Origin of the sequence: Mycolicibacterium thermoresistibile (genome assembly GCF_900187065.1) — a bacterium.
Taxonomy (GTDB): domain Bacteria; phylum Actinomycetota; class Actinomycetes; order Mycobacteriales; family Mycobacteriaceae; genus Mycobacterium; species Mycobacterium thermoresistibile.
Map to the genome: position 1 here is coordinate 902,227 of NZ_LT906483.1, position 26,083 is coordinate 928,309.

Annotated in this window: 23 protein-coding genes; 7 read left to right on the forward strand and 16 right to left on the reverse strand. The window is 70.4% G+C overall.

What is annotated here, in order from left to right; translation table 11 throughout:
* Window position 1: 1 nt before the first annotated feature.
* Together CKW28_RS04075 and CKW28_RS04080 are read right to left on the reverse strand one after the other, a co-directional pair.
* Window positions 2–388 (reverse strand): DUF2237 family protein, encoded by a 387-nt coding sequence (locus CKW28_RS04075; protein WP_003925964.1) that lies wholly within the window; start codon window positions 386–388, stop codon window positions 2–4.
* Between the two features lie 93 nt (window positions 389–481).
* Window positions 482–1,420, reverse strand: coding sequence for a hypothetical protein (locus CKW28_RS04080; RefSeq protein ID WP_003925965.1), 939 nt, complete (start codon window positions 1,418–1,420; stop codon window positions 482–484).
* Between the two features lie 96 nt (window positions 1,421–1,516).
* Between CKW28_RS04080 and CKW28_RS04085 the strand changes: the two genes are divergently transcribed.
* A complete protein-coding gene (locus CKW28_RS04085) occupies window positions 1,517–1,870 on the forward strand; it encodes a Fe-S protein (protein ID WP_040547069.1) in 354 nt (117 codons plus the stop codon).
* A 1-nt stretch (window position 1,871) separates the two neighbouring features.
* Here CKW28_RS04085 and CKW28_RS04090 read toward each other — a convergent pair whose 3' ends face one another.
* The 3 genes from CKW28_RS04090 to CKW28_RS04100 all read right to left on the reverse strand — a co-directional run bounded on the left by CKW28_RS04090 (window position 1,872) and on the right by CKW28_RS04100 (window position 5,231).
* Window positions 1,872–2,408: a YdcF family protein gene (locus tag CKW28_RS04090; RefSeq protein WP_435405811.1), complete on the reverse strand. Its 537-nt coding sequence runs from the start codon at window positions 2,406–2,408 to the stop codon at window positions 1,872–1,874.
* Between the two features lie 112 nt (window positions 2,409–2,520).
* Window positions 2,521–3,219, reverse strand: a complete 699-nt coding sequence (locus CKW28_RS04095; RefSeq protein WP_003925968.1) for a TVP38/TMEM64 family protein — start codon at window positions 3,217–3,219, stop codon at window positions 2,521–2,523.
* 41 nt (window positions 3,220–3,260) lie between these two features.
* Window positions 3,261–5,231 (reverse strand): glycoside hydrolase family 183 protein, encoded by a 1,971-nt coding sequence (locus tag CKW28_RS04100; protein WP_234785011.1) that lies wholly within the window; start codon window positions 5,229–5,231, stop codon window positions 3,261–3,263.
* A 615-nt stretch (window positions 5,232–5,846) separates the two neighbouring features.
* On the opposite strand from CKW28_RS04100, the gene CKW28_RS04105 reads away from it, so the two are divergent.
* Window positions 5,847–6,044: a hypothetical protein gene (locus CKW28_RS04105; protein WP_003925970.1), complete on the forward strand. Its 198-nt coding sequence runs from the start codon at window positions 5,847–5,849 to the stop codon at window positions 6,042–6,044.
* A 247-nt stretch (window positions 6,045–6,291) separates the two neighbouring features.
* Here the strand turns inward: CKW28_RS04105 and recD are convergent, their stop codons facing one another.
* From recD to CKW28_RS04135, 6 genes are all read right to left on the reverse strand, one after another.
* Complete coding sequence (recD, locus tag CKW28_RS04110; protein WP_003925971.1) at window positions 6,292–8,025, reverse strand: exodeoxyribonuclease V subunit alpha; 1,734 nt, start codon at window positions 8,023–8,025, stop codon at window positions 6,292–6,294.
* Window positions 8,022–11,348 carry an exodeoxyribonuclease V subunit beta gene (gene recB / locus CKW28_RS04115; RefSeq protein WP_040547569.1) on the reverse strand — a complete coding sequence of 1,109 codons (3,327 nt, stop codon included), beginning with the start codon at window positions 11,346–11,348 and terminating at the stop codon, window positions 8,022–8,024. The genes recD and recB overlap by 4 nt, the downstream gene beginning before the upstream one ends.
* A 23-nt stretch (window positions 11,349–11,371) precedes the next feature.
* Window positions 11,372–14,704, reverse strand: a complete 3,333-nt coding sequence (gene recC / locus CKW28_RS04120; RefSeq protein WP_003925973.1) for an exodeoxyribonuclease V subunit gamma — start codon at window positions 14,702–14,704, stop codon at window positions 11,372–11,374.
* 47 nt (window positions 14,705–14,751) lie between these two features.
* Complete coding sequence (locus CKW28_RS04125) at window positions 14,752–14,949, reverse strand: hypothetical protein (RefSeq protein ID WP_003925974.1); 198 nt, start codon at window positions 14,947–14,949, stop codon at window positions 14,752–14,754.
* Window positions 14,950–15,062: 113 nt separating this feature from the next.
* Window positions 15,063–16,337 (reverse strand): MFS transporter, encoded by a 1,275-nt coding sequence (locus tag CKW28_RS04130; RefSeq protein WP_081475561.1) that lies wholly within the window; start codon window positions 16,335–16,337, stop codon window positions 15,063–15,065.
* A gap of 68 nt (window positions 16,338–16,405) precedes the next feature.
* Window positions 16,406–16,888, reverse strand: a complete 483-nt coding sequence (locus tag CKW28_RS04135; protein ID WP_003925976.1) for a MarR family winged helix-turn-helix transcriptional regulator — start codon at window positions 16,886–16,888, stop codon at window positions 16,406–16,408.
* Window positions 16,889–16,941: 53 nt separating this feature from the next.
* Here CKW28_RS04135 and CKW28_RS04140 point away from each other — a divergent pair, with 53 nt between their 5' ends.
* From CKW28_RS04140 to prpD, 3 genes are all read left to right on the forward strand, one after another.
* The gene (locus tag CKW28_RS04140; protein ID WP_050811977.1) at window positions 16,942–17,559 is read left to right on the forward strand and encodes an HD domain-containing protein; all 618 of its coding nucleotides are present in this window, start codon (window positions 16,942–16,944) and stop codon (window positions 17,557–17,559) included.
* Window positions 17,560–17,614: 55 nt separating this feature from the next.
* Window positions 17,615–17,941 carry a protein UsfY gene (usfY, locus tag CKW28_RS04145; protein ID WP_234785010.1) on the forward strand — a complete coding sequence of 109 codons (327 nt, stop codon included), beginning with the start codon at window positions 17,615–17,617 and terminating at the stop codon, window positions 17,939–17,941.
* A 96-nt stretch (window positions 17,942–18,037) separates the two neighbouring features.
* Window positions 18,038–19,540, forward strand: a complete 1,503-nt coding sequence (prpD, locus tag CKW28_RS04150) for a 2-methylcitrate dehydratase PrpD (protein ID WP_003925979.1) — start codon at window positions 18,038–18,040, stop codon at window positions 19,538–19,540.
* Window positions 19,541–19,570: 30 nt separating this feature from the next.
* Here the strand turns inward: prpD and CKW28_RS04155 are convergent, their stop codons facing one another.
* From CKW28_RS04155 to CKW28_RS04170, 4 genes are all read right to left on the reverse strand, one after another.
* Window positions 19,571–20,554, reverse strand: a complete 984-nt coding sequence (locus tag CKW28_RS04155) for a magnesium transporter CorA family protein (RefSeq protein ID WP_003925980.1) — start codon at window positions 20,552–20,554, stop codon at window positions 19,571–19,573.
* 1 nt (window position 20,555) lies between these two features.
* Window positions 20,556–21,257: a crotonase/enoyl-CoA hydratase family protein gene (locus CKW28_RS04160; protein WP_003925981.1), complete on the reverse strand. Its 702-nt coding sequence runs from the start codon at window positions 21,255–21,257 to the stop codon at window positions 20,556–20,558.
* Window positions 21,258–21,313: 56 nt separating this feature from the next.
* The gene (locus tag CKW28_RS04165; RefSeq protein ID WP_003925982.1) at window positions 21,314–22,348 is read right to left on the reverse strand and encodes a phospholipase effector Tle1 domain-containing protein; all 1,035 of its coding nucleotides are present in this window, start codon (window positions 22,346–22,348) and stop codon (window positions 21,314–21,316) included.
* A gap of 149 nt (window positions 22,349–22,497) precedes the next feature.
* Window positions 22,498–23,214 (reverse strand): MBL fold metallo-hydrolase, encoded by a 717-nt coding sequence (locus CKW28_RS04170; RefSeq protein ID WP_003925983.1) that lies wholly within the window; start codon window positions 23,212–23,214, stop codon window positions 22,498–22,500.
* Between the two features lie 124 nt (window positions 23,215–23,338).
* Between CKW28_RS04170 and CKW28_RS04175 the strand changes: the two genes are divergently transcribed.
* Both CKW28_RS04175 and CKW28_RS04180 read left to right on the forward strand, forming a co-directional pair.
* On the forward strand, window positions 23,339–23,797 hold the full coding sequence (locus CKW28_RS04175; protein WP_003925984.1) for an RrF2 family transcriptional regulator: 459 nt from the start codon (window positions 23,339–23,341) through the stop codon (window positions 23,795–23,797).
* Window positions 23,794–25,038, forward strand: a complete 1,245-nt coding sequence (locus tag CKW28_RS04180) for a globin domain-containing protein (RefSeq protein WP_003925985.1) — start codon at window positions 23,794–23,796, stop codon at window positions 25,036–25,038. Before CKW28_RS04175 ends, CKW28_RS04180 begins: the two co-directional genes overlap by 4 nt.
* A 148-nt stretch (window positions 25,039–25,186) precedes the next feature.
* Here the strand turns inward: CKW28_RS04180 and CKW28_RS04185 are convergent, their stop codons facing one another.
* Window positions 25,187–26,059, reverse strand: coding sequence for an NYN domain-containing protein (locus tag CKW28_RS04185; protein WP_003925986.1), 873 nt, complete (start codon window positions 26,057–26,059; stop codon window positions 25,187–25,189).
* Window positions 26,060–26,083: the final 24 nt, after the last annotated feature.

Genomic DNA, 26,083 nt, shown 5'->3' on the forward strand with positions numbered 1-26,083 from the left:
GTCAGAGGCCGCTGGGATCGTCGGGCACGTCGACGGCGTACTTCTGCAGCGCCTCCAGCGGCACCACCTCGAGGGTGGCTTCGTGGGTGGCGGCCAGCACCACCGGCGCCGCGTAGCCGTCCTCGTAGGCGCGCAGCCAGTTCAACGCGGTGACGCACCAGCGGTCGCCGGGGGTCAGGCCCGGGAACCGATACTCGGGCCGCGGCGTGGACAGATCGTTGCCGATCGCGCGCTGATGTGCGAGGAATTCCGCGGTGACGACCGCGCAGATCGTGTGCCGGCCCAGATCCTGCGGGCCGGTGGAGCAGCAGCCGTCCCGGTAGAAGCCGGTCATCGGCTCCGTGCCGCACACCTGCAGCGGCCCACCGAGGACGTTGAGTTCGGGCACGGCTCCAGTATGGCGCGGCCACACGGTGATCGACGCGCACCCGCCGGAGTGTCGTCCACCGGATCGCCGCGGCGTGAACGAACCGGGGAGCGTTCAGTTGTTCGGGATCTTGTTGATCTGCTTGACGATCCGTCTCAGCAGTGCGTCGTCGGAGTCGATGTGCAGGACGATCGGTTCCACCTCGACGGTGCCGGTCGCGTAGCGCAGCAGAACCGGCATCTCCTCGACCCGGGCCACGAAATCGTCGATGAACCGCTGGAAGCCCCGCAACGGCGCGTCGGTGAGCCGGGCGCAGTCCTTCAGCAGCTCGATGTAGCGGCTGGCCGCGTGCGCTTCCCGGCAGCGTTCCGACAGCGCGAGGAACCGGTCGTGATAGTCCATCAGCCGGTGCGCGGTGTGCACGATGCCGTCCGCATCGGCGGTGCCCTCATCGCCGGGCGCGCCGAACATGTTGGTGAACGCCGGGGTGCGCATGAAACTCTCCACGCCGTCGATCAGCAATATGAAGTCGTCGAGAAGTTCGGCGATGAACCCGCCGACCTCCCACCCGGTGATCAGGCGCTCTCCGGTGGGCTTGGTGAAACCCAGCGCGCTGTCACGCAGCCGGTCCTGCAGCGGTGCCCGCCGCTGTACCAGCACCGAGGCGAACGCGGCCCACCGCCAGCACGGCGGCTTCTTCTCGAGCAGCTCGGTCAGCTCGAACCAGGAGTGAACGACCGAGGCCACCTCCGGGAAATCCGGCGGAGGCTCGTCGAGGAACGCCGCCGCCGGCGGGGGCGGGGAGACCTTGCGCATGGCGTCGGCGCCGTCCGGGCCGTAGACGCCCCGGTCGTCGCCGTGGATGATCCAGCGGTGCTGCTCATCGGCGCGGCGGGCCAGCTCGGCCCGGCGCTCGGCGGCGTCGTCCAGACGCCCCCGGATCCGCGGCGCCAGTCTGCGGACTGCGAAAACCACGCCGACCAGCACGGCCGCCCCGAGCACCCACCAGAAGAACTCCACCATCAAGCAGATGACCAGCGCCAGCGCCGCCACGAACGCGACGCCGCTACCGCCGGCTCCCCCCCTTTGCCGTCGCCATGGCCTGACCGTACGACGACGCACCGACACACCTGGCGTAGGCTCGGGGGCATGGAACTACTACGCGATGTAGTTGTCTTGCTGCACATCGTCGGCTTCGCGGTGACCTTCGGCGCCTGGACGGCAGAGGCGGTGGCGCGACGGTTCCGTACCACCCGGCTGATGGATTACGGCCTGCTGCTGTCGCTGATCACCGGGCTGGCGTTGGCGGCCCCGTGGCCCGCCGGCATCGTGCTGAACTACCCGAAGATCGGGCTGAAGCTGGTCCTCCTCGTCGCACTCGGCGCGGTGCTCGGCATCGGTGGCGCACATCAGCGCCGGACCGGCAACCCGGTGCCCCGGCCGCTGTTCGTGACCGCCGGCGTGCTGTCGTTCGCGGCCGCCGCGGTCGCGGTGCTCTGGTGAGCTACCCGACGTTGACGAACGGGCTGATCACATCCCGGGTGAACTGAACGACGTTGACCTCCGGGCTGCCGTCCGGATAGCTCACGGTGGCAAGGATGTTCGCGCCCTCGTCGGCGAAGTTCCGGTCGGCGCGGCCCTGGTGCGTCGATGAGGTCACCAGGATGATGCCCGTCGCTCCGGCCTGTTCGGCCAGCGGCACCGAGAACCGGGCGTTCTGCACCGTGCTGTTGGCGCGGTCCTCGACGATGATCCGGTGATCGGGGAAACCGAGCATCAACAACATCCGGCGCATGGCCGCCGCCTCGGTGACGCCGTTGCGGGGATTGCCGCCGGTCACGATGATCGGCGACTGCGGAAAGAACTGCGCGACAGTCAGCCCCGCCAGCACCCTGCGACGCAGCAGGGGACGCATGGTGCCGTCCGGATTCAGCCCGTAACCGAGCACCACGATGGCCGGTTTGGAGAAGTCCTTCACCGCAGCGGTGGCCGGCTGTGCGGCGGCCGGTGCGATCGAGAGCTCCGCGCCGAGAGCCAGCATGACCGCGAAAGTCACTGCCGCTGCGACGCTCTTCCACCCGTTGCCCATGCGTCCTCCGCGACTGGCGAAACCGACGTTGCTGTAAGGGTCATCGTCGCTGGAGCCGACGTCGTTACGGCCGGACGTCGCGAGGACGCGCGGTCGCCTGCCAGCTGCGGAAGCCCTGCCGCGCGGCGAACGCTCCGACGATGGCGATCACACACCACACCGCGATCGCGGTGTAGGCCAACGGCGCCGACAGGTCACCGATCGACGCGCCGAGCGCGGTGTAGACGAACGCCCGCGGCGCCGATCCGATGAATGCGCCAACCGCCATCTGCCACAACGGAACGCCGAATGCGCCGAACGCATACGACGCCATCGCATCCGACACGCCGGGAATGAACCGCTGCCCGACGACGGCCCACAACCCGCGCCGGTCGATCAGCGCATCGAGGCGGTCCGCCCGATCGGTTCCGAGCAGGGCGCGGGCACTGCTGCGGCCGGCGCGGCGGCCCAGCAGGCAGCTGACCGTCGCCGTGCCCACCGTCGCGCCCAGGGTGACGAAGGTGCCCAGCAGCGGGCCGAACAGCAGTCCGCTGCCGGCCGCCAGAATCGGGCCCGGCACAAATACCGCGCCGAGCACCGCCGACACCACCACGTAGACCAGCGGCGCCACCGGGCCCGCCGCCGCGATCGCGCCGCGCACCCCGTCGACGTCGATCACCCGGACCACCGCGACCAGATAGAACAGGGTGAACAGGAACCCGGCGAACGCGGCGAGCCGCAGGATGTGCGGCCACCGACTGGCGGGCGGCGACGGTTCGGTCATGGCGACCGCAATTCTGCCCCGCCGCCAGGTGCCGACGACGGTCAGACCTCCACCAGCGACGAGAGGTCCGTCTGCATCAGGTACACGTTGTACGGACCCCACATCGACATGTTCCAGTACAGCGATTCGGGGTCCGGGTCGCCATTTTCGTCGAGCAGATAGCCGGTGCCCGACCACGGGTGGATCATCGGGGCGTACAGGCCGGGATACTGCTGCGGCGTCGCCAGGATGATCGGATCCGACCACGGGCCCTCGGGACTGTCGGCGATCCGCATCTCGATGTTGTTGGTCCTGCCGTTGCCGTACAGGATCACGTACTTGCCCAGATATTCGTTGTACTGCACCGACATCTCACCGACGTTGCCGCCGGTCTTGGCGCCGAACAGCCCGCCGAGGTAGCCGCCGAACACATTCGGGTCGTTGGCCCAGTCGATGATGAAGCCGAACAGGCCGGCCGACCGGGTGGATTCGCCGATGATCGGAGCGGCGTGCGCGGCGCTGCTGACCCATGCGTTGCCGTCCCAGTACTCGTACTTGCTCACATCGGTGATGTGCTCCTCGGGCACCCGTGACAGATGCACCGACCCCTGCCGGCCGGACGGGGTGCCGAACGCGTACACATAGCGGACCCCGTCCTCGCCGACCTGATCCACGGGTTGCAGCACATAGGCCATCTGCTGGAAGTTCTGATCCCCCGCGCGATACGGCGTGGACGACCGCAGCCAGCCCGCCGAGCGGACCGACGACGGCACCGTCACCCAGGTGTCGGTGGCCTGGTCGTACCGCGAGATCGCCGAGAAGTTCGTGGTCCACGAGCCCGGCACTCCCCATTGCCGCACCGACATGTAGTTGACGTACTGGGTGCCGTTGGCATGCACACCTGCGGTCGGGATGACCGTCACCTCGGCGGGAAAGAACCAGCTCAAGAGCTGTCCACCCGGGATGAACTGGAACGCCGGGCCGGTCTGTTCGAGGAACCCGGCCGGATTCTCGTACAGCGTCCGGGAGGTGCTGATCATGATCGCGTTCGAGATCCAGTCGCCGGACATGTTGGGCCCCGAGAAGGTGTCGCCGAACACCACATGGACGGCACGCTGACCGCGCCATTCGCCCATGTCCCACATGATTCCGAGGTCGGTGCCGTAGATGTTGAGACGGTTGGGTCCGTCGGTGATGCCGGGACCGGTGATGCGGCCGATCCTCTCGGTCTCCCCGATGAGGTCGGCGGGCAGCGGATCCACCACCGCGGCGGTGGACACCACGGCCGGACGCGCCGTCACCAGCGAGCGCGCCTGTTGCGTGTAGGCGCGGTCGGTTTCGCGGCGGGCCCAGCCCAGCAACGCCAGCAGCGGCGTCGACTGTGTCGGGGCCAGTGGGCTGTTGGCCGTGAACGGCGCCAACCCCACCGCCGCCAACAGCCCGGTCACCAGCCGGGGCGCCGCCGGCTGCTCGGCGTCGACAGCCGGTGTGGCCTCGGGTGCGGCGGTGATGAGGGCGACCGGTTCGACAGTTGCCGCGGCCACACTCGCCGCGGAGGTGAGCGCCGTCGTCGCGGCGACGTCGGTGAAGGCGCGGACCGACTCCAGCGTGACCGAGCGTCGCTCGGTGAGGCGCTCGGCGAGCGCGCGGACCGCGGTGGCATCGGCAAGCCGAACCGGGGTCGACAGTTCGGGTACCGAGGCCGCGGTGCTGCGGAGAGAGCTCCGCCGCTCGGAGTCGTCGTGCTGCACCGTCGATTCGGTGTTCGTCGATTCGGTGTTCGTCGATTCGGTGTCCGGCAGCACCGCGGTCATGCTGCGGATGCCGCGGCTCGACGGTGCCGGCTGAGTCTCCGGGGCGGTGGACTCACCGGGGGAGCCGGCGTGAGCGTCGGGCTGCGCCTCGGGGTTCGCCTCGGCGGGAGTCTCGACGGGGGTGGGGTCAGTCGATCGTGTGGTGGCGGGCCGCCACGGCTTGACCGCATCCCGCACCGAATCAGCCAGCCGGCCGGTGAGTGACGTCCCCGCTGGCATCCCCGCTGATCTCCACGCTGAGGTCCCCGATGACACCGCACCGGTCTGCTCGGTGGCCGACGAATCAGCACCCGATCCACCGAGAGGCGCCCGTGACGCCGGGCGGTCCAGCCGGCTCCCCGGGCCCGAGCCGGCCCCGGACCCGATGCCGGACTTGGCGCTCGACCGGGTCTGGGCGGGGTTTGACTTCGAAGAGCTGTCCTGCGACGAGCTCGATGACGCGGTCGAGCCGCTGTCGGCCCAGGCCACTGCGGTGCCACCGGTGGCGACGGCCACCCCGACCCCGAGCGCCACCGCCAGGGCGCCGACCCGGCCCACGAACGCAGATGCCCTCGTCCCCGGACCCAGTGGCCCCGAAGCCCGTGTCCCCGAAGCCCGTGTCCCCGAACCCAGCGTCTCCGAACCCCGCGTCATCGAATCCATAGTGCACACCCCTGTCGTCGGCGGATCCGAACATGTCATCGTGTCCGGCGGTCGTGACGTTTCAGCATCGGCGGGGGCACGACTCGCTGACGACCCGCACCGCATCGGCTATTATCCAGGTCACATATAGGACGATGGTGTGAGGTAGATCACACCAGGGAGGGTGGCATGGTTGGTGCACGCGATCGTTCGGTGGATCGATCAAAGGTCGTCTCCCCGCGGCCCGGTGGTTCGTCGGTCGACGGTCGGTGGTTACTGGGCGCGCTGCTCGTCCTGATCGTCATCTGCGCCATCGCCGGCATCGTGGTCGCGACATCGTTGGGGCAGACCACGCTGGCCTTGGTGATCGCACTCATGACCTTGGCCGTCTTCCTCGGTCTGATGTGCTGAACGCCTGAGGGGTTGACACCCGCAGCCGTCGCCGGGCCTTGAGCGTGCGTTCACGGTGGTGAGGGTGCGGTCAGCGATCCCAGCGTGCGCGTGCGGCGGGATTTCGGCCGAAACACCGCGGTCCGTTCACTTTCGACGCACAGTGCGCACGGTCAACGCACAGCGCGCACGGTCGATACCACCAAGACTCACCCGACACCACCAAGACTCACCCGACACCACCGAGACACACCCGACATTCGAATCCTCACGCACTGAGCCGGCGGGCCAGCCCGCTGGCCCGCACCACCCGGTGCCGCACCGCTTGACGCAGCGACGCCTCCGGCCCGACGATCCGCACCCGCGACTTCGCCCGGGTGACCGCGGTGTAGAACAGCTCCCGCGACAGCAGCCGGGAATCCTCCGGCGGCAGCAGCACCGTCACCTCGTCGGCCTGGCTGCCCTGACTCTTGTGGATGGTCATCGCGTGCATGGTGTCCACCTCGGAGAGCCGGCTGGTGGCGAACTCCACCCGCCCGGCCGCCCCGGCGATCACCGCCCGCAGCCCGTCGTCACCGGCCACCGTCACCCCGGTGTCACCGTTGTAGAGGCGTAGCCCGTAATCGTTGGCGGTCACCAGCACCGGCCGCCCGACATACCAGGCCGACCAGATCGGCTCGCCGGTCGCCTCCGACAACCAGCGCTCGGTCTGCCGATTCCAATACGTCACCCCGTACGGGCCGCGGCGATGCGCGCACAACAGCCGATGCTCGTCCAACGCGGCCAGCGCCCGATCCCGGTCGCCCAGCACCGCGGCCTGCCGCAGCCGCAGCGCATGCGGTTCCACCACGGCGCGCAACGCCTCGGCCGGCTCCTCGGTGTCGACCCACTCGATGTGCTCACCGCCGGCGCGCAACACCTCGACCACCGCATCGGCGTCCCCGGCCCGGATCGCCGCCGCCAGCGCCCCGATCGACTCGCCGAACCGGTGCGACGTCAGCAGCGCCGCCACCCGGGTGTCCGAGCGGGCCGACAACCCGTCCACCAGATCCGCCAGCACCGCACCGGCTTCCACCGACGCCAACTGATCCGGATCCCCCACCAGCAGCACCCGCGCATCCGGGCGGACCGCCTCCAACAGCCGCGCCATCATCGTCAGCGACACCATCGACGTCTCGTCCACCACGATCACGTCATGCGGCAACCGGTTCGCGCGGTGATGCCGGAACCGCGACGACGAATCCGGCCGCGGCCCGAGCAGCCGGTGCAGAGTCGTCGCCTGCAACCCGGACAGCCGGCGCCGGTCCACCAGGTCCAGCCTGTCGACCTCCAGTTGCACCGCCTCCTGCAACCGGGCGGCGGCCTTGCCCGTCGGCGCCGACAACGCGATCCGCAGCGGTGGGCGCCCCGCCGCCGCGGCCTGCTCGGCGATCAACGCCAGCAGCCGCGCGACCGTGGTGGTCTTGCCGGTGCCCGGCCCGCCGGTCAGCACCGTGAGCCCCTGCGACAAGGCCACATCCGCGGCGGCCCGCTGTTCCTCGTATCCGGCCGGGAAAAGTCGCTCGGAGGCGGGTGCGGTGCCCGGGGGCCGCGCCGTGACCAGCGTCAGCACGTCCTCACAGACCTGCTGTTCCTCCCGCCAGTACCGGTCCAGATACACCAGCCGGCCGTCGACCCGCAGCGCCGACGCGGTGACCAGCGGGCTGGCCGCCACGGCGTCCAGCCACGCCGACGGCGACGGCCACGGCAGCTCGGGCCTCCCGATCTGCCCGGCCACCGCCGACAGGTCCACACACACCGACCCGCCGCGCAACGCCCGCACCACCAACGCCACGGCCAGCGCCACCCGCTCGTCGGGTTCCCCGCCGAGCTCGCACAACCGCCGCGCCACCTGTACATCGGCGGTCTCGATCACGCCGGCCTCGGCGAACTCCCGCAGCAGTCCGTCGGCCCCGACCGGGAACCGCCACGACAGCGCATCGATCTCGGTGGGCGCGCTCATTCGGCCGTCCTCCCGGCATCGAGCAGATCCGACAGCGCCACCACCAGCCCGGCCGGTGGCTGCCAGCTGAACACCCCGGCCGGATGCCCGTCGACGACCGGGGTGTCCGGCCCGCACATACCGCGCAGGAACAGATACAGCACCCCGCCGAGGTGCTCCTCGGGTGTGTACGCCGGCAGCCGCCACCGCAGAAACCGGTGCAGCACAACGCTGTACAGCAGGGCCTGCAGCGGATAGTCGGAGTGCAGCATCGCCTCGACCAGACGCGGCCGGGTGTAGTCGGCGGCGGTCAACGGTCGGTCCACCGGGCCCAGCCAGTTCGTCTTGTAGTCCACGACGAGATAGCGGTGATCGTCCCCGGCCGGGATGCGCAGCACCGCGTCGACCGAACCGGTCAGATATCCGCGCAACGGCTGCCTGCCCAGCCCGGTGCCGGTGAGCCGCTCGGCGTAGCAGGCCAGCGGATCGTCCTCGGGCAGGTGGGCGCCGAGCAGATCGCCGACATCGGCCAGCCGGATGTCGGGCGCCGCGTCGCGGGCGTCCCCGCCGGCCAGTGGGAACTCGAACTCCATCTCCCGCATCCGATCCCGCAACCCGATCTGTCGCAACGTCAGCCCGGGCGCCAACGGCCCCAGCGGGGTGTCGTGCACCGGCACCAGTGCGGCCGCCAGCTCCTCGGCGGGTACATCGACCGGCCACCACACGGCGTGTTCGCGGACCCGATCGGCAAGTTCGGCGGCCAGATCCGGCGCGAACGGGTCGGCGGTCTCCAGCACCGCGTGCACCAGCGTGCCGAGCTTCGCCCCGGTGGGCAGCCCGGCCATCGGGGACGGCACCTCGGCGCCGTCGGTGGCCGGGGTCAACGGGATCTCGCCGACCTCGTCATCGAGTTCGGCCACCTCCGGCTCGCTGGTCACCCCCGGTGACCCGGAAGCCGCCACGCCGCCGTCCGACTGCGAGGCCCGCAGCAGACCCGAATAGGAGGTGCGCCGCCAGTCGGTGTCGATGCTGCGGTGGAAATGCCGGGCGCCCAACTCGGTGGGTGTCGGTTCCGGGGGCAGGGCGGTCACCGGCCGGGGGAGCGACTCCTCCAGCACCGGCCCGCCCGCGGCCTCCCACTCCCGCAGCCGCTCCCACGCCTGGTCGTCGGTGATCCTGTCGTCCGGACAGCGGTGCGGCACAGAACGTTCACCGGGCCGCCGGCCCCGCAGCAGCCGGGACAACCCGCCGTTGGGTTCATCCCAGGACGGCGCCCACCACGCCACCACCTGGGCCTGCGCCCTGGTCAGTGCGACATAGGTGAGCCGGCCGTCGTCGCTGGCGTCCTCGTCGCGGCCCCGCTGGGCGACCTGTGGGTGGTCCGGGCTGTCGCTGCCGCCGATGTGCAGGCAGCGGGTGCCGTCGTCCTCGTGGTAGAGCACCAACTCCTGTTTGCGGACATGACGATTGAACGCGAACGGCAGATACACCACCGGGAACTGCAGCCCCTTGGCCGCGAACACCGTCATCACCGGCACCGCCGCGGCATCGGTGTCCAACCGCCGGAACCGTTCGGTGGCGCCGCCGGAGGTCTCCTCGCGGCGGGCCCGCAACCAGTCCCGCAGCGCCGGCAGGCCGAGGTGGTCGCGGTGCGCCGCCTCCTGCAGCAGCTGCGCGATGTGCGCCAGATCGGTCATGTGCCGTTCCCCGTCGGCCCACGACAGCACCCGGTCACCCATGCCGCTCAGCTTCGCCGCCTCGAATATCGCGGCGACACCGCGTTCCCGGGCGTGTGCCGCCCACTCCCGCAACGTGTCGGCCACCCGGTCGGTGAGCGCGTCGCCGCCGGCCGCCAGGCTCTCGGCCGTCTCCCCGAAGAACATGGTGGCCGCGGCGGCGCGCACCATCCCCGGCCGGTGCGGCTGATCGAACGCCTCCAACAGGCACAGCCAGTCCTCGGCGGCCGGCGAGCCGAACACGTCCGAGTCGCCGGTGTACACCGCCGGGATCCCGGCCTGACACAGCGCGTCATAGCAGGCGCGGGCATCCTTGTGGGTCTCCACGATCACCGCGATGTCCGCGGCCTGCAGCGGTTTCCCGTCGAACGTCGCACCGCTGGCCAGCAGGGCGGAGATGTCGGCGGCCAGATCCCGGCCGATGTGGCTGCGCAGCGTGTCGATGCCGATGGTCTTGGCGCCGCTGATCCCGAAGCCGGCGCGGCGCACCACCCGCAGCCGGAACGGGTCGCCGCAGGGCGCACCGGCCAGCCGGGAACCGCGGTGATGGGCGTCGACGCGGTGCACCACGATGCGCGGATCACCGAGTTCGGCGCCGCCGAGCACCGCCTGCAGCCGGTCCACCAGCGCGCTGTCGCTGCGCCAGTTGGTGGCCAATGTGTAACGGGCGCCGGCGGTTTCCGCGGCCTTCAGATAGGTGATGATGTCGCCGCCGCGGAACGCGTAGATCGCCTGCTTGGGGTCGCCGATGAGCACCAGCGTGGAGCGTCCGGAGAACGCCCGGTCGATCACCCGCCACTGCACCGGGTCGGTGTCCTGGAACTCGTCGACCATCACGATCGGCCAGCGCTGATGCATCCGCAGCTGTGCCGGGGAGCCGTCGGCCTCCAGCGCGTCGGCCAGCCGGGTGAGCAGATCGTTGTAGCCGAGGATCCGGCGCTGCCGTTTCCGCGAATCCAGCTCGGCCAGCACATCCTCGGCGAAGGCCAGGCACACCGCGGCGCGGCTGTCCGGCTCCGGATCGCGTGGCCGCAGTTCGGTGGCCGGATGTTCGACCACCTCCCGCGCCAGCGTCAGCGCGTCGGCGTAGCTGAGCAGCGGATCGTCGCGGTCGCCGGCGAAATGACGCAGGTACAGGTCGTTGACGATCTCGACCACCAGCTCGTCGAGGCTCTCCACCAGCTCCATCCCGGTGTCGGTGTCCCCGGCCACGCCCAGCGACCGCAGCACCAGCTGGCAGAACTGATGAGTGGTGGCGATCGTCGCGGCGTCGAAATCGGCCAGCGCATCCCGCAGCCGTTGCCGGCGCACCTCGGCGTCCGGGCCGGTGATCAGATGCCGGATCAACTCGTTGCCGGCGGCCCGCTCCGGATCGTCGAACGCCTCCACCGTCTCGACGATCTGACGGCGGACCCGGTCGCGCAGCTCCTGGGTGGCCGACCGGCTGAACGTGATCAGCAGCATCTGATCCAGCCGGGCCCTCCCCTCGGCCAGGTAGCGGGTGACCAGGCCGGCCAGCGCGAACGTCTTGCCGGTGCCGGCGCTGGCCTCCAGCACGGTGGTGGTGCGCTCGGCCGGCAGCGGACCGGTCAGATCGAACGGCGTCATCGGTTCGGTCAGGGTGCCGGACATCAGCGCGGCCCGTCCATCGCCCGCAACAGCGGCCCCCACAGCCGCATGGAATACGCTCCGAGCCGGTGGGTTTCGCCGGCGGATTCCTCACCCGGCCGCAGCGGCTGCATGAGGTCCTGCAGCCAGGCCGGCCGGCCGTTGCGTCCCCATGCCCGCACGTGCGCCGGTTCCTGATCCTCGCCGGGATAGTTGTTCGACCGCCACCTGTACAGCGCCGCGCGTTCCGGGTCGCCACCGGAATGACGGGCCTCGGCCCAGGCGAAGCTGGTCTTGACCGGCAGCGGCAGCGGTTCGCGCCGGCCGGCGTCGTAGATCGCCACCAGATCCCGCAGCAGCTCCACCGGGGACCCGTCGGGCCGGCCCACCAGCTCCTCCCGCGGAGTGGTGCCGCGTTTGCGCCGCCCCACGCACACCGCCGACCACGCGGTGTGCGGATCGTGGGCGTACAACGCCAGCAACGAGATCCACGGCTGCAGCAGGTGCCGGCCGTCGAGCTTCGAGTACGTCACCGACACCAACCGCTGCCCGAACACCGGCGCCACCGTGCCGGTGAGCCGACGACCACCGCCCAGGTCGATGTCGACGTCACAGGCCCGCGGCGGCTCGTCCCGGTACTGGTGCGCCGTCCGCGCCAATTCCACTGCCTGGTCGAGGATCTCACCGGCCTTGCGCCAACCGAGCCGGCCGGGCGGTAGGGTGCCGCGGCGCCATTCGGCGTCGCGGGCGTCCTCGGGCCGCATCCCGCGCAGCAGATCGTCGAGCATCCGGTCGCCGACCGTCCACTCCGCCAGCGCGTCGAGGTCGACCGGCATCGCGTCGTCGACACCGTCGACCTCCCAGGGCAGCGTGTAGTCCAGCGCCCGGAAGAACCCCTTGACCGGATCCCTGAAGAACGCCAGCAGGTCGGCGAGCAGCACGTCCTCGGGCGGGGGCGGGGCCAGCGGCCCGGAGACGAACGGCGGCCGGGCGGCGCGGTCCTCGGCGCGGATGCGGGCCGCGTTGAGCACCGTGGAGTCGAAGGTGAACGGCACTCCGGGGATCAGGCCGCCGGGCTCGACATTGCGGACATCGAACGGCTGCAACGGATGTTGTACCACCAACCGGTCGCGCACCGGTTCCTCGGTGGTGCGGTCGAGGGTGTCGAGCAGTTCGGCCAGCGGCACCGCCGGCGGACGGACCTGCCCCGAGTACTCGTTCGCGCCGGTGTAGGTGATCACCAGCTTCTCGGTGGCCGCGCAGATCGCGTCGAGCAGCAGCTGCCGGTCCTCGGACCGGACGTCGCGCTCCCCGGTCATCGGATCGCGGGCCAGCACGTCGTCGCCGTCGACCACACCGACCCGCGGGAACACCCCGTCGTCGAGGCCGACCAGGCACACCACCCGGTGCGGAACCGACCGCATCGGCACCATCGTGCACACGGTCAGGGTGCCGGTGCGGAAATTCGCCCGGGTGGGCCGGCCGGCCAGCTGCCGCTCCAGCAGCGCGGTGATGTCCGGCAGCCGCAACGGCATGTCGGCGCGCGGGCCCGCCTTGGCCAGGATGTCGCCGAACTCCCGGTGCAGTTGGCTGACCTGCCACGCGTCCTCGTCATCGACGCGGGTGAGCAGGTCCACCCCCTCGGTGAGCGCGGTGAGCCAGGCGTGCAGCGGCTGCGTTCCGGTCAGGGCGCCCACCGTGCGGTGCAGCCGCTCGACGTACTCGGCGAGCCGACCGGCCAGCTCCACCCGGTTGCTGCTGACATCGTCGAGCGGCAGGGTGGTGCCGACCCAGGAGTGCGCGTCGTCGGACATCGCCACCCCGGCCAGCACCCGGTCCACCCCGAATCGCCAGGTGTTCTGGATGAACTCGACGCCGAACGGCCGGCGGTGCTCGGTGTCGAAGCCCCACCGGATGTTGGCCTGCCGAACCCAGCGGGTGATGTCCTCGAGGTCGTCGTCGGTGAACCCGAACCGCGCCCGCACCGGCGCGGCCTGTGCGAGGTTGAGCACCTCGCCGGCGGTGGCCCGGCCGCCGGCCAACTGCAGCAGCTGCGCGGCCACCCCCAGCAGCGGGTTGGTCTGCACCAGCGCCCGGTCGGCCAACCGCACCCGCAGCCGGTGCGCCGGGTGCGCGCCGTGCACCACGTCGCCGAGCCCGAAGTCGGCCATGATCAGCGGCGCGTAGGTCTCGATGTCCGGGCACATCACCACGATGTCGCGCGGCTCGAGCGTCTCGTCCTCGGCGAGCAGCCCGAGCAGCACCTCCCGCAGCACGTCGATCTGCCGGGCCGCGCCGTGACAACTGTGCACCTGCACGCTGTCGTCGTCCGGGCGCAGCACCCGGCCCGCCGGGCGGACCGCGTTCGCGGCGATGTCGGACTGCAGCCAGCCCAACAGCGTGTCCGGCCGGCCGGCGTCGGTCTCCGGGCCCGGGGCGCCGAGGAATTCGTCGGTGGCCCGCTCCGCGGGCAGGCTGCGCTGCAGTTCCCGCAGATCGCGGCCCAGCGTCGCCAGCAGCGGATGACCCACCTCACGGTGGGTCAGGTCGGCGCGGCGCGGCACCGGCCCGGTGTGCCCGGCGAGGCGGGTCCACAGCTCGTTGCTGGGGTGCGGCAGCCACAGGTGCAACTCATGGTGGGTGGCCAGGGCTTCGAGCAGTTCGATCTCGGTGCTCGGCAGCCGGGTGTGACCGAACAGCGACAACCGCGGCGGCAGCTCCTCGACGGGCGACTCGCGCAGCCGGGCAAGCACTTCGGCGTGCCGCACATGTGGTGGGTCGGCGTCGACACGATCCACCAGCGCCCGCCACAGCGGCGGCTGCCAGCGCAGATCGGAATCGAGGTCGCCGACCTCACCGGCCAGCCAGTCGATGAGCAGCTGGGGGCGTTGCCGGGCGTAGGAGGCGAACAGTCCGGCCAGCCGGCGGGCCACCGCGTAGCGGCGGCCCTGCCGCAGCTCACGTTCGGCGCCGGTCTCGAAATGCCCGAGGTGGGTGGCCAGCGTGCTGCACCAGTCCTCGGTGCAGCTGGCATCGATGACCTCGAGCAGCGGCCACACCATCGCCTCGGGCGCCCACGGATCGTCGTCGGCGGCGCCGGTGAGCGGGCCCGTCAACCCGGCGATCAGCGAGTGCGGATTGCGGAACGCCACCCCGGCGCACACCCCGTCGGAATTGCCGTCGGCACCGCGGCCGAGGAGGTGGGAGAGCCGCTGGCTGAGCCAGCGCTCCACACCCTTGGCCGGCACGATGACGAGTTCTTCGACGAACGGATCATCGAGCGGTTCCGACAGCAGAGCGGCCAGGCCGTCGGCGAGCTGATCAGTGCGTTCGGCCCGGTGCAGATGAAGTGCCATCGGGAGTCACGATAGGCCGTGACCCCGACAGACCCGGGGAAACCGGGTCAGTTGTTGGCGGCGCGGGCTTCCCGCACCCATTCGAGGGCGACCTCGTCGCGCAGGTCGACGTTCGTCTTCTCCTTGTACTGCGCTTTGACCGAACGCACGGCGGCGGTCTCGTCGCCCGTCATCGGCACGGTGACCAACGACTTCAGCCGCTTGATCAGTGCCTGGCGGTCAACTTCTGCCGTCGAGACATCCACGGCGATCTCCTCCTGCGCACTTTCCGGTGCACGTGCTCTCGGGTCCACTCATACCGCTCTTTCCGAATTAACTCGACCCGAAACCTGTTATCCGAACACGAAAGTGACCTCAATCACAGCTCGGCGGGGTTGGTGACGACCATGTTGCTCCTGGCCCGGTCGGCGCCGGTGCTACCGCCGCCGACGGGCACCGGTTCGAACGGGGCCGGGCGGCCCAGCGTCGCCGGCCGGCACAACACCGCGATCACCGCCACCGACAGTGCGGCCAGCGCGAACGCCGCCGCCACCGAGATCGTGTCGGCGGTGCCGCCCAACACGGCCGCCGCGATCGGCCGCGAGCCCAGGAAGCCGACCAGCCACAACGCCATGATGCGGCCGCGCAGTTCGTCGGGGGCGCGTTCCTGCACCACGGTGCTCAGCCCCGTCATCGCCCAGCCGAAGCCCACCCCGGCCACCACGAAGCCGGCCAACGCGACCGCCGTGACGGTGCTCAGCGCCAGGACCAGGCTGCCGGCTCCCAGCAGCCACAACCCGATCACCGACACCCGCGCGGAGGCCAGCCGGCCCCGCAGCAACGCCAGGGTGGCCATTCCGGCGGCCGCGCCGATCCCGAACGCCGCGGACAACGCGCCCACCAACTCGCTGCCGCCGCCGAGGTTGTCGGCCAGCGACGGCGCCAGCGTGATGGACGGGTCGGAGGCGAACCCGACCGTGGTCACCGCCAGCAGTGCCAGCAGCAGCGGTCGGTCCCGCCAGACGTGGCGCAACGCCGTGCGGACCCGGTAATCGGTGCCGGCAGGCTGGGGCGTCTGGGCCGGGAACGGTAGAGCAACCAGGATCAGCGCGAACAGCAGATGCAACACGCAGCTCACCGCGAATGCGGTGGGGGCGCCGAAACTCGCGGCGATGTAGGCGCCGACCGCCGGGCCGGCGATGCGGCCGACGGTCATCGGAAGGCTGTTGAGCGCCATCGCGGTGGACAGCTCGCCGGGGCGGATCAGGCTCGGCACGATCGACTGCATCGCCGGACCGCCGACCACGAACCCGAAGCCGACCAGCGTCGTGCCGATCAGGATCGGCACCGCTACGGCGACGCCCTGCATGTGCGGGCTGAGGAACAGCCACGCCGCGATCAGCCCGGACCCGGCGGTGCACAGGAGCCGGCCGAGCAGGATCTGCCGGGCCTGATTGCCGACGTCGGCCCACTTGCCGCTGATCGGGGTGAGGATGAGCTGCGGCCCGAATTGCGCGACCCCCACCAGGCCGACCATCACGGCCGAGCCCGTCGCGTTGAACATGGTGATCGCCGCGACGATGCCGTGCGTCCACACCGCGACGACCGACAGGATCTTGCCCCAGAACAGCCCGCCGAACACCGGGTCGAACATCAACCCGAGGGCGCCGCGGGGCGGGGCCGGATCGGTTGCCGCGGTGGTGGTGGTGGCGGGGCTCGTGCTCACTGGCTCACCCCGCGTTCGAGATCGGTGGCCAGCCGCTGCAGCAGCGAGACCAGGGTGTCGACGTCGGAGTCCGGCCAGTCGGCGACCACCTCGGTCACCATCTCCCGGCGCCGCTCGGTGACCTGCGCCAGCGTCTTGCGGCCGACATCGGTGAGGGTGAGCACCGTCCGGCGCTGATCGTCGGCGGCGGGTTGTTTGGTCAGCAACCCGGCGACGACGATCGCGGACACGGTGCGGCTGGCGGTGGAGTGGTCGACCGCCAGGAATTCGGCGACGTCGCCGATCGACGCCGCCTGGCCGGCGCGCTCGCGGAGTTCGACGGCGCGCAGCGCCCGCAGGGACGACATGGAGGTCACCGGGCCGGCGCTGTCGAGCAGTCGGCGTCGCCAGTCCGGCCGCTGCCGGGTGATCAGGATCCGGGTCAGCAGCTCATCGAGATCGTCGTACCTGGATGAAGCCACCAAATATGCATAGCACATGAATGTATCTGGATTCGAATCGTCGCGGTACCGACCCTGCTCTGCGACAGTGGATGGGCGACAGGGGATGGGGGAGGAGACCGCCAGTGACCGCACCGAGGACCACCCGCCTGACCGTGAAGTTCGATCAGGCCCTGCTGTACGCGGCCGACCTGCACCGCGGTCAGCTCCGCAAAGGTGGCGGCATCCCGTATCTCGGTCACCTGCTGTCGACGGCCGGACTGGTGATCGAGGCCGGCGGCAGCGAAACCCAGGCGATCGCCGCCCTTCTGCACGATGCGGCCGAGGACCAGGGCGGGATCCCGACGCTGAACGAGATCCGCGCCCGGTTCGGCGACGAGGTCGCCGACATCGTCGACGAATGCAGCGACACCTTCGAAACCCCCAAGCCGCCGTGGCGGGAGCGCAAACAGAACTATCTGCGCCGGCTCGAAACCGTCTCGGACGACACCGTTCTGGTGTCACTGGCCGACAAACTCGACAACGCCCGCTCCACGCTGCGTGATCTGCGCCGGCACGGCGACGCGCTGTGGCAGCGGTTCAGCGTGCACGATCCGCAGCTGCACCTCTGGTACTACCGGGCGCTGCACGAGGTCTACGCCCGGCGCAACCGCACCTGGCTGGTCGACGAGCTCGGCCGGGTGCTCGACGACCTCGAACAGATCGTCTGAATCGGCGCTGACCTGGTCTTTCGGGCTCGACGTGCGTACCCTGAAGACATCCCCGATGAGGAGGGCAGATGCGATGAAGGGCGCGCATCGAGATCCGATAGATCATTCCCGCACCACCCTGCCGCGAGCCGGGGAATCGCTGATCGACACCCTGTGGTTCCCGGGCCTGATCCTGATCGCCCTGGGGGTGATCGGCCTGGCCGCGATCGTGGCGGCGGCGGCGTACGGAAACATGGACCTGGTGCTGCCGATCGCGCTCGTCGCCGGTGCGCTGACCACCGCCGGTGGCGGGCTGATCGCCCTGGAGCACCGGCGGGTCCTGCGCATCGAGCGGATGTGGCAGGACGAGCACCACGGCGACACCCGGCGGCGGGTCGCCTGACCTCCCGGCCGGCCGGGCGTTCGGGTACGCGGCCGCGCCGGCAGCGAATTCGGCGTCCACTTGGGATTCCACACCGTGCTGCGTACGGTGCCGATCATGCGCATCCATCACGTCCGGACCCGGCGCAGCGCCGACGACTTTCCCCGCACCGAACACCTCGCCCACAAGATCGCCCGGGTGGCGGCGGACCCGGTCCCGGTGCCCGCGGACACCGAGGCGATGGTGCTCAACCGGATCATCGACAACGCCGCGGTATCGGCCGCCGCGGTGCTGCGCCGACCCGTCACCGTGGCCCGCACCCAGGCGCTGGCACATCCGCGCCGGCCGGGTGCGGCCGTCTTCGGGGTGGACGGCGGCTACTCGGCGGAGTGGGCGGCCTGGGCCAACGGGGTGGCGGTGCGCGAACTGGACTTCCACGACACGTTCCTGGCCGCCGACTACTCCCATCCGGCCGACAACATCCCGGCGCTGGTCGCGGTCGCCCAGCAACTCGGGCTCGGCGGCGCGGACCTGATCCGCGGCATCGCCACCGCCTACGAGATCCACATCGCCCTGGTACGGGGAATCTGCCTGCACGAACACAAGATCGACCATGTCGCCCACCTCGGCCCGGCAGCCGCCGCCGGGCTCGGTACCCTGCTGCGGCTCGATCCCGACACCATCTACGACGCGATCGGGCAGGCACTGCATCTGACCACCGCCACCCGGCAGTCCCGCAAGGGTCTGATCTCGAGCTGGAAGGCATTCGCCCCGGCCCACGCCGGCAAGATCGCCGTCGAGGCCGTCGACCGGGCCATGCGCGGTGAGGGCTCGCCGGCGCCGATCTGGGAAGGGGAGGACGGGGTCATCGCCTGGTTGCTGTCCGGACCGGAGCGCACCTATCGGGTGCCACTGCCCGAACCCGGCGAACCGAAACGCGCCATTCTGGACAGCTACACCAAGGAACACTCCGCGGAGTACCAGAGCCAGGCGGTGATCGACCTGGCCCGCCGGATGCGCCAGCGGATCGGCGATCTCGGCGAGGTCGAGTCCATCGTGCTGCACACCAGCCACCACACCCACGTGGTGATCGGCACCGGCAGCAACGACCCGCAGAAATTCGATCCCGACGCGTCGCGGGAGACCCTGGACCATTCGGTGATGTACATCTTCGCCGTCGCACTGCAGGACGGCACCTGGCACCACGAACACTCCTACGCCCCGGAGCGGGCGCGCCGCCCGGACACCGTCGAACTGTGGCGCAAGATCTCCACCGTCGAGGACCCGGAGTGGACGCGGCGCTACCACTCGACCGATCCGGCCGAAAAGGCTTTCGGCGCAAGAGCCGTCGTCACCCTCAAGAACGGCGACGTGATCGTCGACGAGCTCGCCGTCGCCGACGCCCATCCGCTGGGGGCCCGCCCGTTCGGCCGGGAGCAGTACCTCGCGAAATTCGAGACTCTCGCGGCCGACGTCACCGACGCCGCGGAACGGCAGCGGTTCCTCGCCGTCGTCGACGCGCTGCCCACCGCCGAACCGGGATCACTCGACGCGCTGAACCTGCGGGTCGATCCGCGAGTCCTGGCGGCCGCACCGCCCGTCCCGGCGGGCATCTTCTGAGCTTCTGACCGCCGCGCGCCGCCACCGGGCTCACAGCCAGTTGCGCCGGCGGAACATCACGTACAGCACCGCCACCAGCAACACGATGATCACCGTGCTGGTGACGAAACCGCCGACCGTGTCGATGCCCGGGAACAGCACGTTCTGCCCGTAGAAACCGGTCACCGCGGTCGGAATCGCGATGATCGCCGCCCAGCCGGTGAGCTTCTTCATCACCGAGTTCAGCCAGGCGTCCTGCAGCGCCAGATTGGTCTCGAACACCGTGGTGACCATGTCGCGCAGCGAGTCGGTCCACTCGGCCGCCCGCAGCACGTGGTCGTAGAGATCGGTGTAGTGCGGGTCCAGCGCCGATTCGGCCGCCCGCTCGACCCGGTGCCGCTGGATCGCGCTGACCACCTCGCGCATCGGCAACACCACCCGGCGCAGCAGCACCAGATCTTTGCGCAGCTGAAAGGTGCGCTGCGGCAGGTCTTTACCCGGCCGGGACGCGGAGAACAGATCGTCCTCCAGCTCCTCGACCGCGTCGTCGAGCACCTGGATGGCCGCGAAGTGTCCGTCCACCACCACGTCGAGCAGGGCGTGCAGCAGCGCGCCGACCCCGTGCCGCTGACCGCCCAGGTCATCGAACCGCTGCGACACCGCCGACATGTCCAGCGCCGGTGGCAGCCGCACCGTGATCAGTGCCCGGGGTAACACGAACGCCGAAATACGGTGGGTGGTCAACCGTTTCCCGGTCCGGTCGGGCTCACCGGCGGTCACCGCGTACACCGTGAAGAAGGTGTGCGTGGGATACACCGTGGCCTTGGTGCGTTCCGCCGCGGCGACGGCGTCCTCCACCGCCCACAGATTCAGGCTGATCTCATCGGCGAGTTCGGCGAACGCCTCGTGGTCCGGGTCGTAGATGTCGACCCACACCAGGGTGTCCGGCTCGGCGAGGTAGTCGGACAGCGCCGAGAACTCGAAGCCGTCCTGCGGTTCACCGGACCGCCAGATCCGGCCCCGCACCGCGCGCATCTCAGCCGCCGGTGAATTCCGTGGCGATCCCGTCGATTCCGGCGCGGATGGCCTTCAGCGCGGCATCGCGGGCCTTGAGCTTGCTGGCCAGGTGGGCGTGCGCGTGCACCGTGGTGGCGACCTCGGCGGCGAACTCCCGGGCGCGGGGCAGCACCCGGTCGGTGTCGACGACCTCATCGAGCCAGCCCGCCCGGATGGCCGCGTCGCCGGTGAACGTCGTCGCCAGGGACACCGCATGCTGATACGCGGCCGGCGTCAACCGCATCCGCATGATCTCCAGCGCCGCCACCGGCAGGATCATCCCGATCGCCACCTCGTTGGCCTGGCAGCGGGTCCGCTCCGAACCGACCCGGTGGTCTCCGCACAACAGCAGGAACGACCCCATCGCGATCGCCGGACCGGTGGCGGCCATGATCACCGGCACCGGGAACGTCAGGGCACGCACCGCAAGTTCGAAACCGCCCCTGAGCATGCCCAGTGCCGCGTCGACGTCACCGGAGGAGAACACGCTCAGGTCGAAACCTCCGCTGAACACCCGCGAATTCCCGGCCAGCACCACCGCTTTCGCGCCGTCCTGCTCGGCCCGGTCCAGCGCCTCGTTGAGGTTGCCCTGCATCGCCGGTGACAGCACGTTCACCTTGCCGTCGTCCATGGTGATCGTCGCCACCGAGTCGGTCAGTTGGTACTCCACCGTGCTGCTCATCCCGCTCCCTCATCCGAAACCGGTCTGCGACGGATGGTACGGGTCGCCGGTGGACGTCAGACCGCCGAGTGGGCGAGCGCCCGATCCGCGGCCGGCACCCGCACCCGGCGGGGTGTGGGCAGCAACCGCTCACCGCGGGCCGCCCAGTCCGGATCGGCCCAGCAGAACGTCGCCGGCAGCCGCCGCCAGTACCCGGGGTGCCGGCGCAGATACACCCGCACGCTGTCGTGGATGTGCGGAGCCGGGGGCAGCCTGCGCAGCCCCCCGGTGGGGGTGTGCCCGGCCACCGCGTCGGACTCGCCCAGCACCGGTGCCGGCCGGCGGATCGGCGACACCTCCAACCCGGCGCGCACCGCCCCGTCGAGCACCCAGTGCAACGCGATGTTCGCCAACGGCCGGCACCCGCCCGGCCCGCCGGCCACATCGGCGTGCACCCCGCGGAACCACACCTCCTCGATGTGGTCGCCGATGTGGTCGCTGCCGGCAGTCCGATCGGTCGGGCCGTCGCCGACGATCTCCCCGAAAGCGGAGCCGTCGATCGCCACGGCGTGCCGGGCGATACGGACATTGGCGGGCAGGCCCGCCGCCGAGCGGGGCAGCCCGGGAATCCGCACCGAGTCCCACAACCCCAGGAAGTGCACCGGCACCGACAACGCGCTGCGGCCGGCCAGGATCTCGGTCAGCTCGGTGACCTGGCGCCATTCCTGCGGCGTGCGACCCTGCCGCGGCAGCGCGTAGGTGGCCAACGCGTAGTCGAGCAGGTGGTGGCAGCGGTCCGGCAGCACACCGACGGTGTCCAGCAGTCTGCTCAGGGCGCGGGCGCAGTAGCCGCCGTAACCGGCCCCGAACAGGAAGATCCGGTCGCCGCGCTGCCACGAGTCGGCGATCACCCGGTACCCGCCGACCACGGCGGTCTGCGCATCGGAGATGGCGCGTCGGCGCCGCATCCGCAACCACGCCGCACCGATCGGATGCCACCACACGAGCTGACTGTCGGTGTCGTCGAGCAGACGCCGTAGCTCGAGCACGTTCGTGGCCCGCGAACCGGGCCCACCCCACCCGCTGTCAAAACACAAGACGATGTTCTTCACGACGACCCCCGACCATCCGACGACGGCGAAGATCAGTTTGCCAGATTCACCCTCTCGCGTCTTGGGTATCGCACTACTCGAAGTGGGTGGATTCGCTAAACAGCCTGTATAGGGCTGATCTTGATGGGTGCTTCCGGTGTGGTTCCGACTCAGGCCCCCATCAGCATGCGCCACTGCTCCAAATTGCTGGCCCGGTACACGTAGTTGGTGCGGCGGACCTCCGAGAGGCTGGCGCTGGGCTCCGCGGCGTACCAGTGGCCGGGATACACCGTGGGATCGCCGGGCAGCTTGGCCAGCGCCTGCAGGCTGTGGAACATGTCGTCGACGTTGCCGCCCGGGAAGTCGGTGCGCCCGCAGCCCTCGAGGAACAGCGTGTCACCTGCCACCAGTCGGCCGTCCAGCAGGAAGCACTGGCTGCCCGGTGTGTGCCCAGGCGTGTGCAGCAACTCGATCTCGACGGCGCCGACCGTGACCTTGTCGCCGTGGTCATGGGCGGTCAGATCGCTGAGCGGGATCCCGGTGACCCGTGACACCCAATCCGCCTCATGGGTGTTGACGTGCACCGGCACCTCGGCGCGCTCCAGCAGTTCGGCGACGCCCTTGAGGGTGAAACCCATCATCGAACCGCCGACATGGTCGGGGTGGTGGTGGCTGACCAGCACGCCGGTCAACCGCATCCCGTCGGCCTCCGCCGCGTCGACCAGATCGTTGGCGGCGTAGGCCGGGTCGACGACGACGCACTCCCCGGTCTCGCGGTCGCCGATCAGGTAGGCGAAGTTGCGCATCTGCTGCGCCATCATGTCGCCCGCGGCGAAATCCCGCCCGGACAGCAGTTGACGGAAGTAGAGACGATCTGAATCCGACACACAGCCAGCCTACGAGGTCGCGCTCAGCGCATAACGGCTGGTGGAAAAACCGCACGTAGCGGGGTGTTTAACGGCACACCGAGAAAAGTCGCGCCCGGAATGCGCAATTACTACGTTCTGTCGTATGCAACTCACCCGGTTCACCGACCTGGGGCTGCGGACCATGATGCTGCTCGCCTCGGGCGAAGCCGACGAGCAGCGGGTCACCACCCGCACCATCGCCATCGGCGCGAACGCATCGGAAAACCACGTCGCCAAGGCGGTCTCCCGGCTCGTCGACCTCGGCATGGTGCACGCCCGGCGCGGCCGGGTCGGGGGCCTCGAGCTCACCGACGCCGGCCGGCACGCGTCGGTCGGCTGGCTCATCCGCCGGCTGGAGGGCGACAAGGAAGTCATCGAATGCGGCGGTGAGAGCCCGTGCCCGCTGGTCCCGGCGTGCCGGCTGCGCCGGGCGCTGGCCGACGCCAAGGAGGCGTTCTACCGCGAACTGGACCGCTACACCGTCGCCGACCTGGTGGCCGGCCCGTCGTTACCGCTGATCCCGGAACTGCACCTGCACACCGTCGAAAGGACATCGCCATGACCGTCACCACCCCGGGTCCACGGCCGACCGCCGTCGCCCACGCCGAACTGGAACCGCAGCACGCCGAGATCGTCGCGGCCACACTGCCGTTGGTCGGCGCCCACATCGACGAGATCACCGCCGAGTTCTACCGGCGGATGTTCGGCGCCCACCCCGAACTGCTGCGCAACCTGTTCAACCGGGGCAATCAGGCGCAGGGCGCCCAGCAGCGCGCGCTGGCCGCCTCGATCGCGACGTTCGCCACCCACCTGGTGGACCCGGAGCTGCCGCACCCGGCGGAACTGCTGTCCCGCATCGCGCACAAGCACGCCTCGCTCGGGGTGACCGCCGACCAGTACCCGATCGTGCACGAGCACCTGTTCGCCGCGATCGTGGCGGTCCTGGGTGCCGACACCGTCACCGCCGAGGTCGCCGCCGCCTGGGACCGGGTGTACTGGATCATGGCCGACGTCCTCATCGACCTCGAACGGTCGCTCTACGCCGAGGCCGGGGTGCCCGCCGGGGACGTCTACCGCCGCGCGCGGGTGACCGCCCGCGTCGACGACCCGTCCGGGGCGGTGCTGCTCACCGTCCGCCCGCTGGGCGAGCGGTTTGCCGAATTCCGTCCCGGCCAGTACATCTCCGTCGGGGTGACCCTGCCCGACGGTGCCCGCCAGCTGCGCCAGTACAGCCTGGTCAACCCGCCCGGCGCCGATGAGCTGACCTTCGCGGTCCGCCCGGTGGCGGCCACGCCCGATCAACCGGCCGGTGAGGTGTCCACCTGGATCGCGGCCAACGTCTGCGTCGGCGACATCCTCGACATCACCGCCCCGTTCGGCGATCTGCCCACCCCGGTCGCCGGGGAGCCGCTGGTGCTGATCTCGGCGGGCATCGGCATCACCCCGATGATCGGCATCCTGGAGTACCTGGCCGCCGAGGCTCGCGCCACCCCGGTGCGGGTGCTGCACGCCGACCGCGGCGATCGGAGCCATCCGCTGCGCGAGCGGCAACGCGAACTGGTGGCCGCGCTGCCCGACGCCACCCTCGACATCTGGTACGAGGACGGTCTGACCGCCGGGCGGCCCGGCGTGCGTCCCGGGCTGCTGGACCTGGACGCCGTCGAGTTGCCGGCCGGAGCCGCGATCTATCTGTGTGGCGGCACCGGGTTCGTGCAGGCCGTGCGGGATCAGCTGATGGCCCGTGGGGTGCCCGCCGAACGGGTGCACTGCGAGCTGTTCGCGCCCAACGACTGGCTGGTCTGATCGCCCGGCCGTACTCTCCGAGACCGTTGCCGGCGAACGTGCATTCCGTGCGCTCCGGGGCGCGGAATTCCGCACGGAATGCACGTTCGCGCGGGATCGGACGCGCGGGATCGGACGCGCGGGATCGGACGCGCGGGGCGCCGGCAGGTCAGTCGTCGGTGCGCAGCCGGACCAGTCGGGTGGTGCTGCTCTCGTCCAGTTCGACCAGATCGCCGCGGGACCGCAGAAAGTCGCTGAACGACCGGTAGCCCAGCGACTTCTCGCTGAACGACGGATCCATCCGTTTCATCTGCGCCTTGACCGCCGAGTTGTGCAGCCACTCGACGTCGTCGCGTTCCAGGCCGATCCGCAGCGCCCGCAGCAGCAGATTCGTCGCGGCCTCCTGCGGATCGTGCGCATCGTCGTCGCCATCCGCATCGGATGCGACGGCCTTACGCCGGGGACGTCGCTTCGGCGCCGGCGTGGACTCGACCGGCACCCCGGGCAGGGCGTCATAGGTGACGTACTCGTCGCAGGCCGCCGTCAGCGACCGGCTGATCGACCCGGCCACCCCGATGCCCACCACATAGCGACCCAGCCGCCGGCAGCGCTGCGCCAGCGGGATGTAGTCCGAGTCGCCGGCCACGATCACCACATGGGTCAGGTCCGGCAGCCGGAACATGTCCTCCACGGCGTCCACCGCCAACCGGATGTCGGCGCCGTTCTTGCCGTACGCCGCCGTCGGGAACAGCTGCACCAGATCGACCGCGCGGCTCACCAGCTGACCCCGGTACGCGGCGTTGACCTCGGTCGACCAGTCGGCATACGCCCTGGTCAGCACCAGCGTCCCGAAGGATGAGGCGTAGTCGATGATCGCGCCGATGTCGACCGTCGCCGCGGCCAACCGGTCCGGGTACTGGTCGAACCCGGCGGCCCGGTCCTTCTGGAACGCGTTGCGGCCATGCAGCTGGTCGTACCGCGAGATCACGATGTTGTCGAAGTCGAGGTAGACCGCCACGCGCGGTGCACCGGGCTCCGTCACGGCTTGTCTCCCGCCAGTAGCAAC

What these genes read in the sequence shown, in the direction of transcription:
- usfY (WP_234785010.1), top strand. Translation starts at nt 17,615, where the DNA reads ATGAGGAGGGCAGATGCGATGAAGGGCGCGCATCGAGATCCGATAGAT.
- CKW28_RS04175 (WP_003925984.1), top strand. Translation starts at nt 23,339, where the DNA reads ATGCAACTCACCCGGTTCACCGACCTGGGGCTGCGGACCATGATGCTG.
- CKW28_RS04085 (WP_040547069.1), top strand. Translation starts at nt 1,517, where the DNA reads ATGGAACTACTACGCGATGTAGTTGTCTTGCTGCACATCGTCGGCTTC.
- CKW28_RS04130 (WP_081475561.1), bottom strand. Translation starts at nt 16,337, where the DNA reads ATGTTCGACCCGGTGTTCGGCGGGCTGTTCTGGGGCAAGATCCTGTCG.
- recD (WP_003925971.1), bottom strand. Translation starts at nt 8,025, where the DNA reads ATGAGCGCGCCCACCGAGATCGATGCGCTGTCGTGGCGGTTCCCGGTC.
- CKW28_RS04160 (WP_003925981.1), bottom strand. Translation starts at nt 21,257, where the DNA reads ATGAGCAGCACGGTGGAGTACCAACTGACCGACTCGGTGGCGACGATC.
- recC (WP_003925973.1), bottom strand. Translation starts at nt 14,704, where the DNA reads ATGGCACTTCATCTGCACCGGGCCGAACGCACTGATCAGCTCGCCGAC.
- CKW28_RS04100 (WP_234785011.1), bottom strand. Translation starts at nt 5,231, where the DNA reads ATGCCAGCGGGGACGTCACTCACCGGCCGGCTGGCTGATTCGGTGCGG.
- CKW28_RS04090 (WP_435405811.1), bottom strand. Translation starts at nt 2,408, where the DNA reads ATGCTGGCTCTCGGCGCGGAGCTCTCGATCGCACCGGCCGCCGCACAG.
- prpD (WP_003925979.1), top strand. Translation starts at nt 18,038, where the DNA reads ATGCGCATCCATCACGTCCGGACCCGGCGCAGCGCCGACGACTTTCCC.
- CKW28_RS04180 (WP_003925985.1), top strand. Translation starts at nt 23,794, where the DNA reads ATGACCGTCACCACCCCGGGTCCACGGCCGACCGCCGTCGCCCACGCC.
- recB (WP_040547569.1), bottom strand. Translation starts at nt 11,348, where the DNA reads ATGACGCCGTTCGATCTGACCGGTCCGCTGCCGGCCGAGCGCACCACC.
- CKW28_RS04140 (WP_050811977.1), top strand. Translation starts at nt 16,942, where the DNA reads ATGGGCGACAGGGGATGGGGGAGGAGACCGCCAGTGACCGCACCGAGG.
- CKW28_RS04155 (WP_003925980.1), bottom strand. Translation starts at nt 20,554, where the DNA reads ATGCGCGCGGTGCGGGGCCGGATCTGGCGGTCCGGTGAACCGCAGGAC.
- CKW28_RS04135 (WP_003925976.1), bottom strand. Translation starts at nt 16,888, where the DNA reads ATGTGCTATGCATATTTGGTGGCTTCATCCAGGTACGACGATCTCGAT.
- CKW28_RS04095 (WP_003925968.1), bottom strand. Translation starts at nt 3,219, where the DNA reads ATGACCGAACCGTCGCCGCCCGCCAGTCGGTGGCCGCACATCCTGCGG.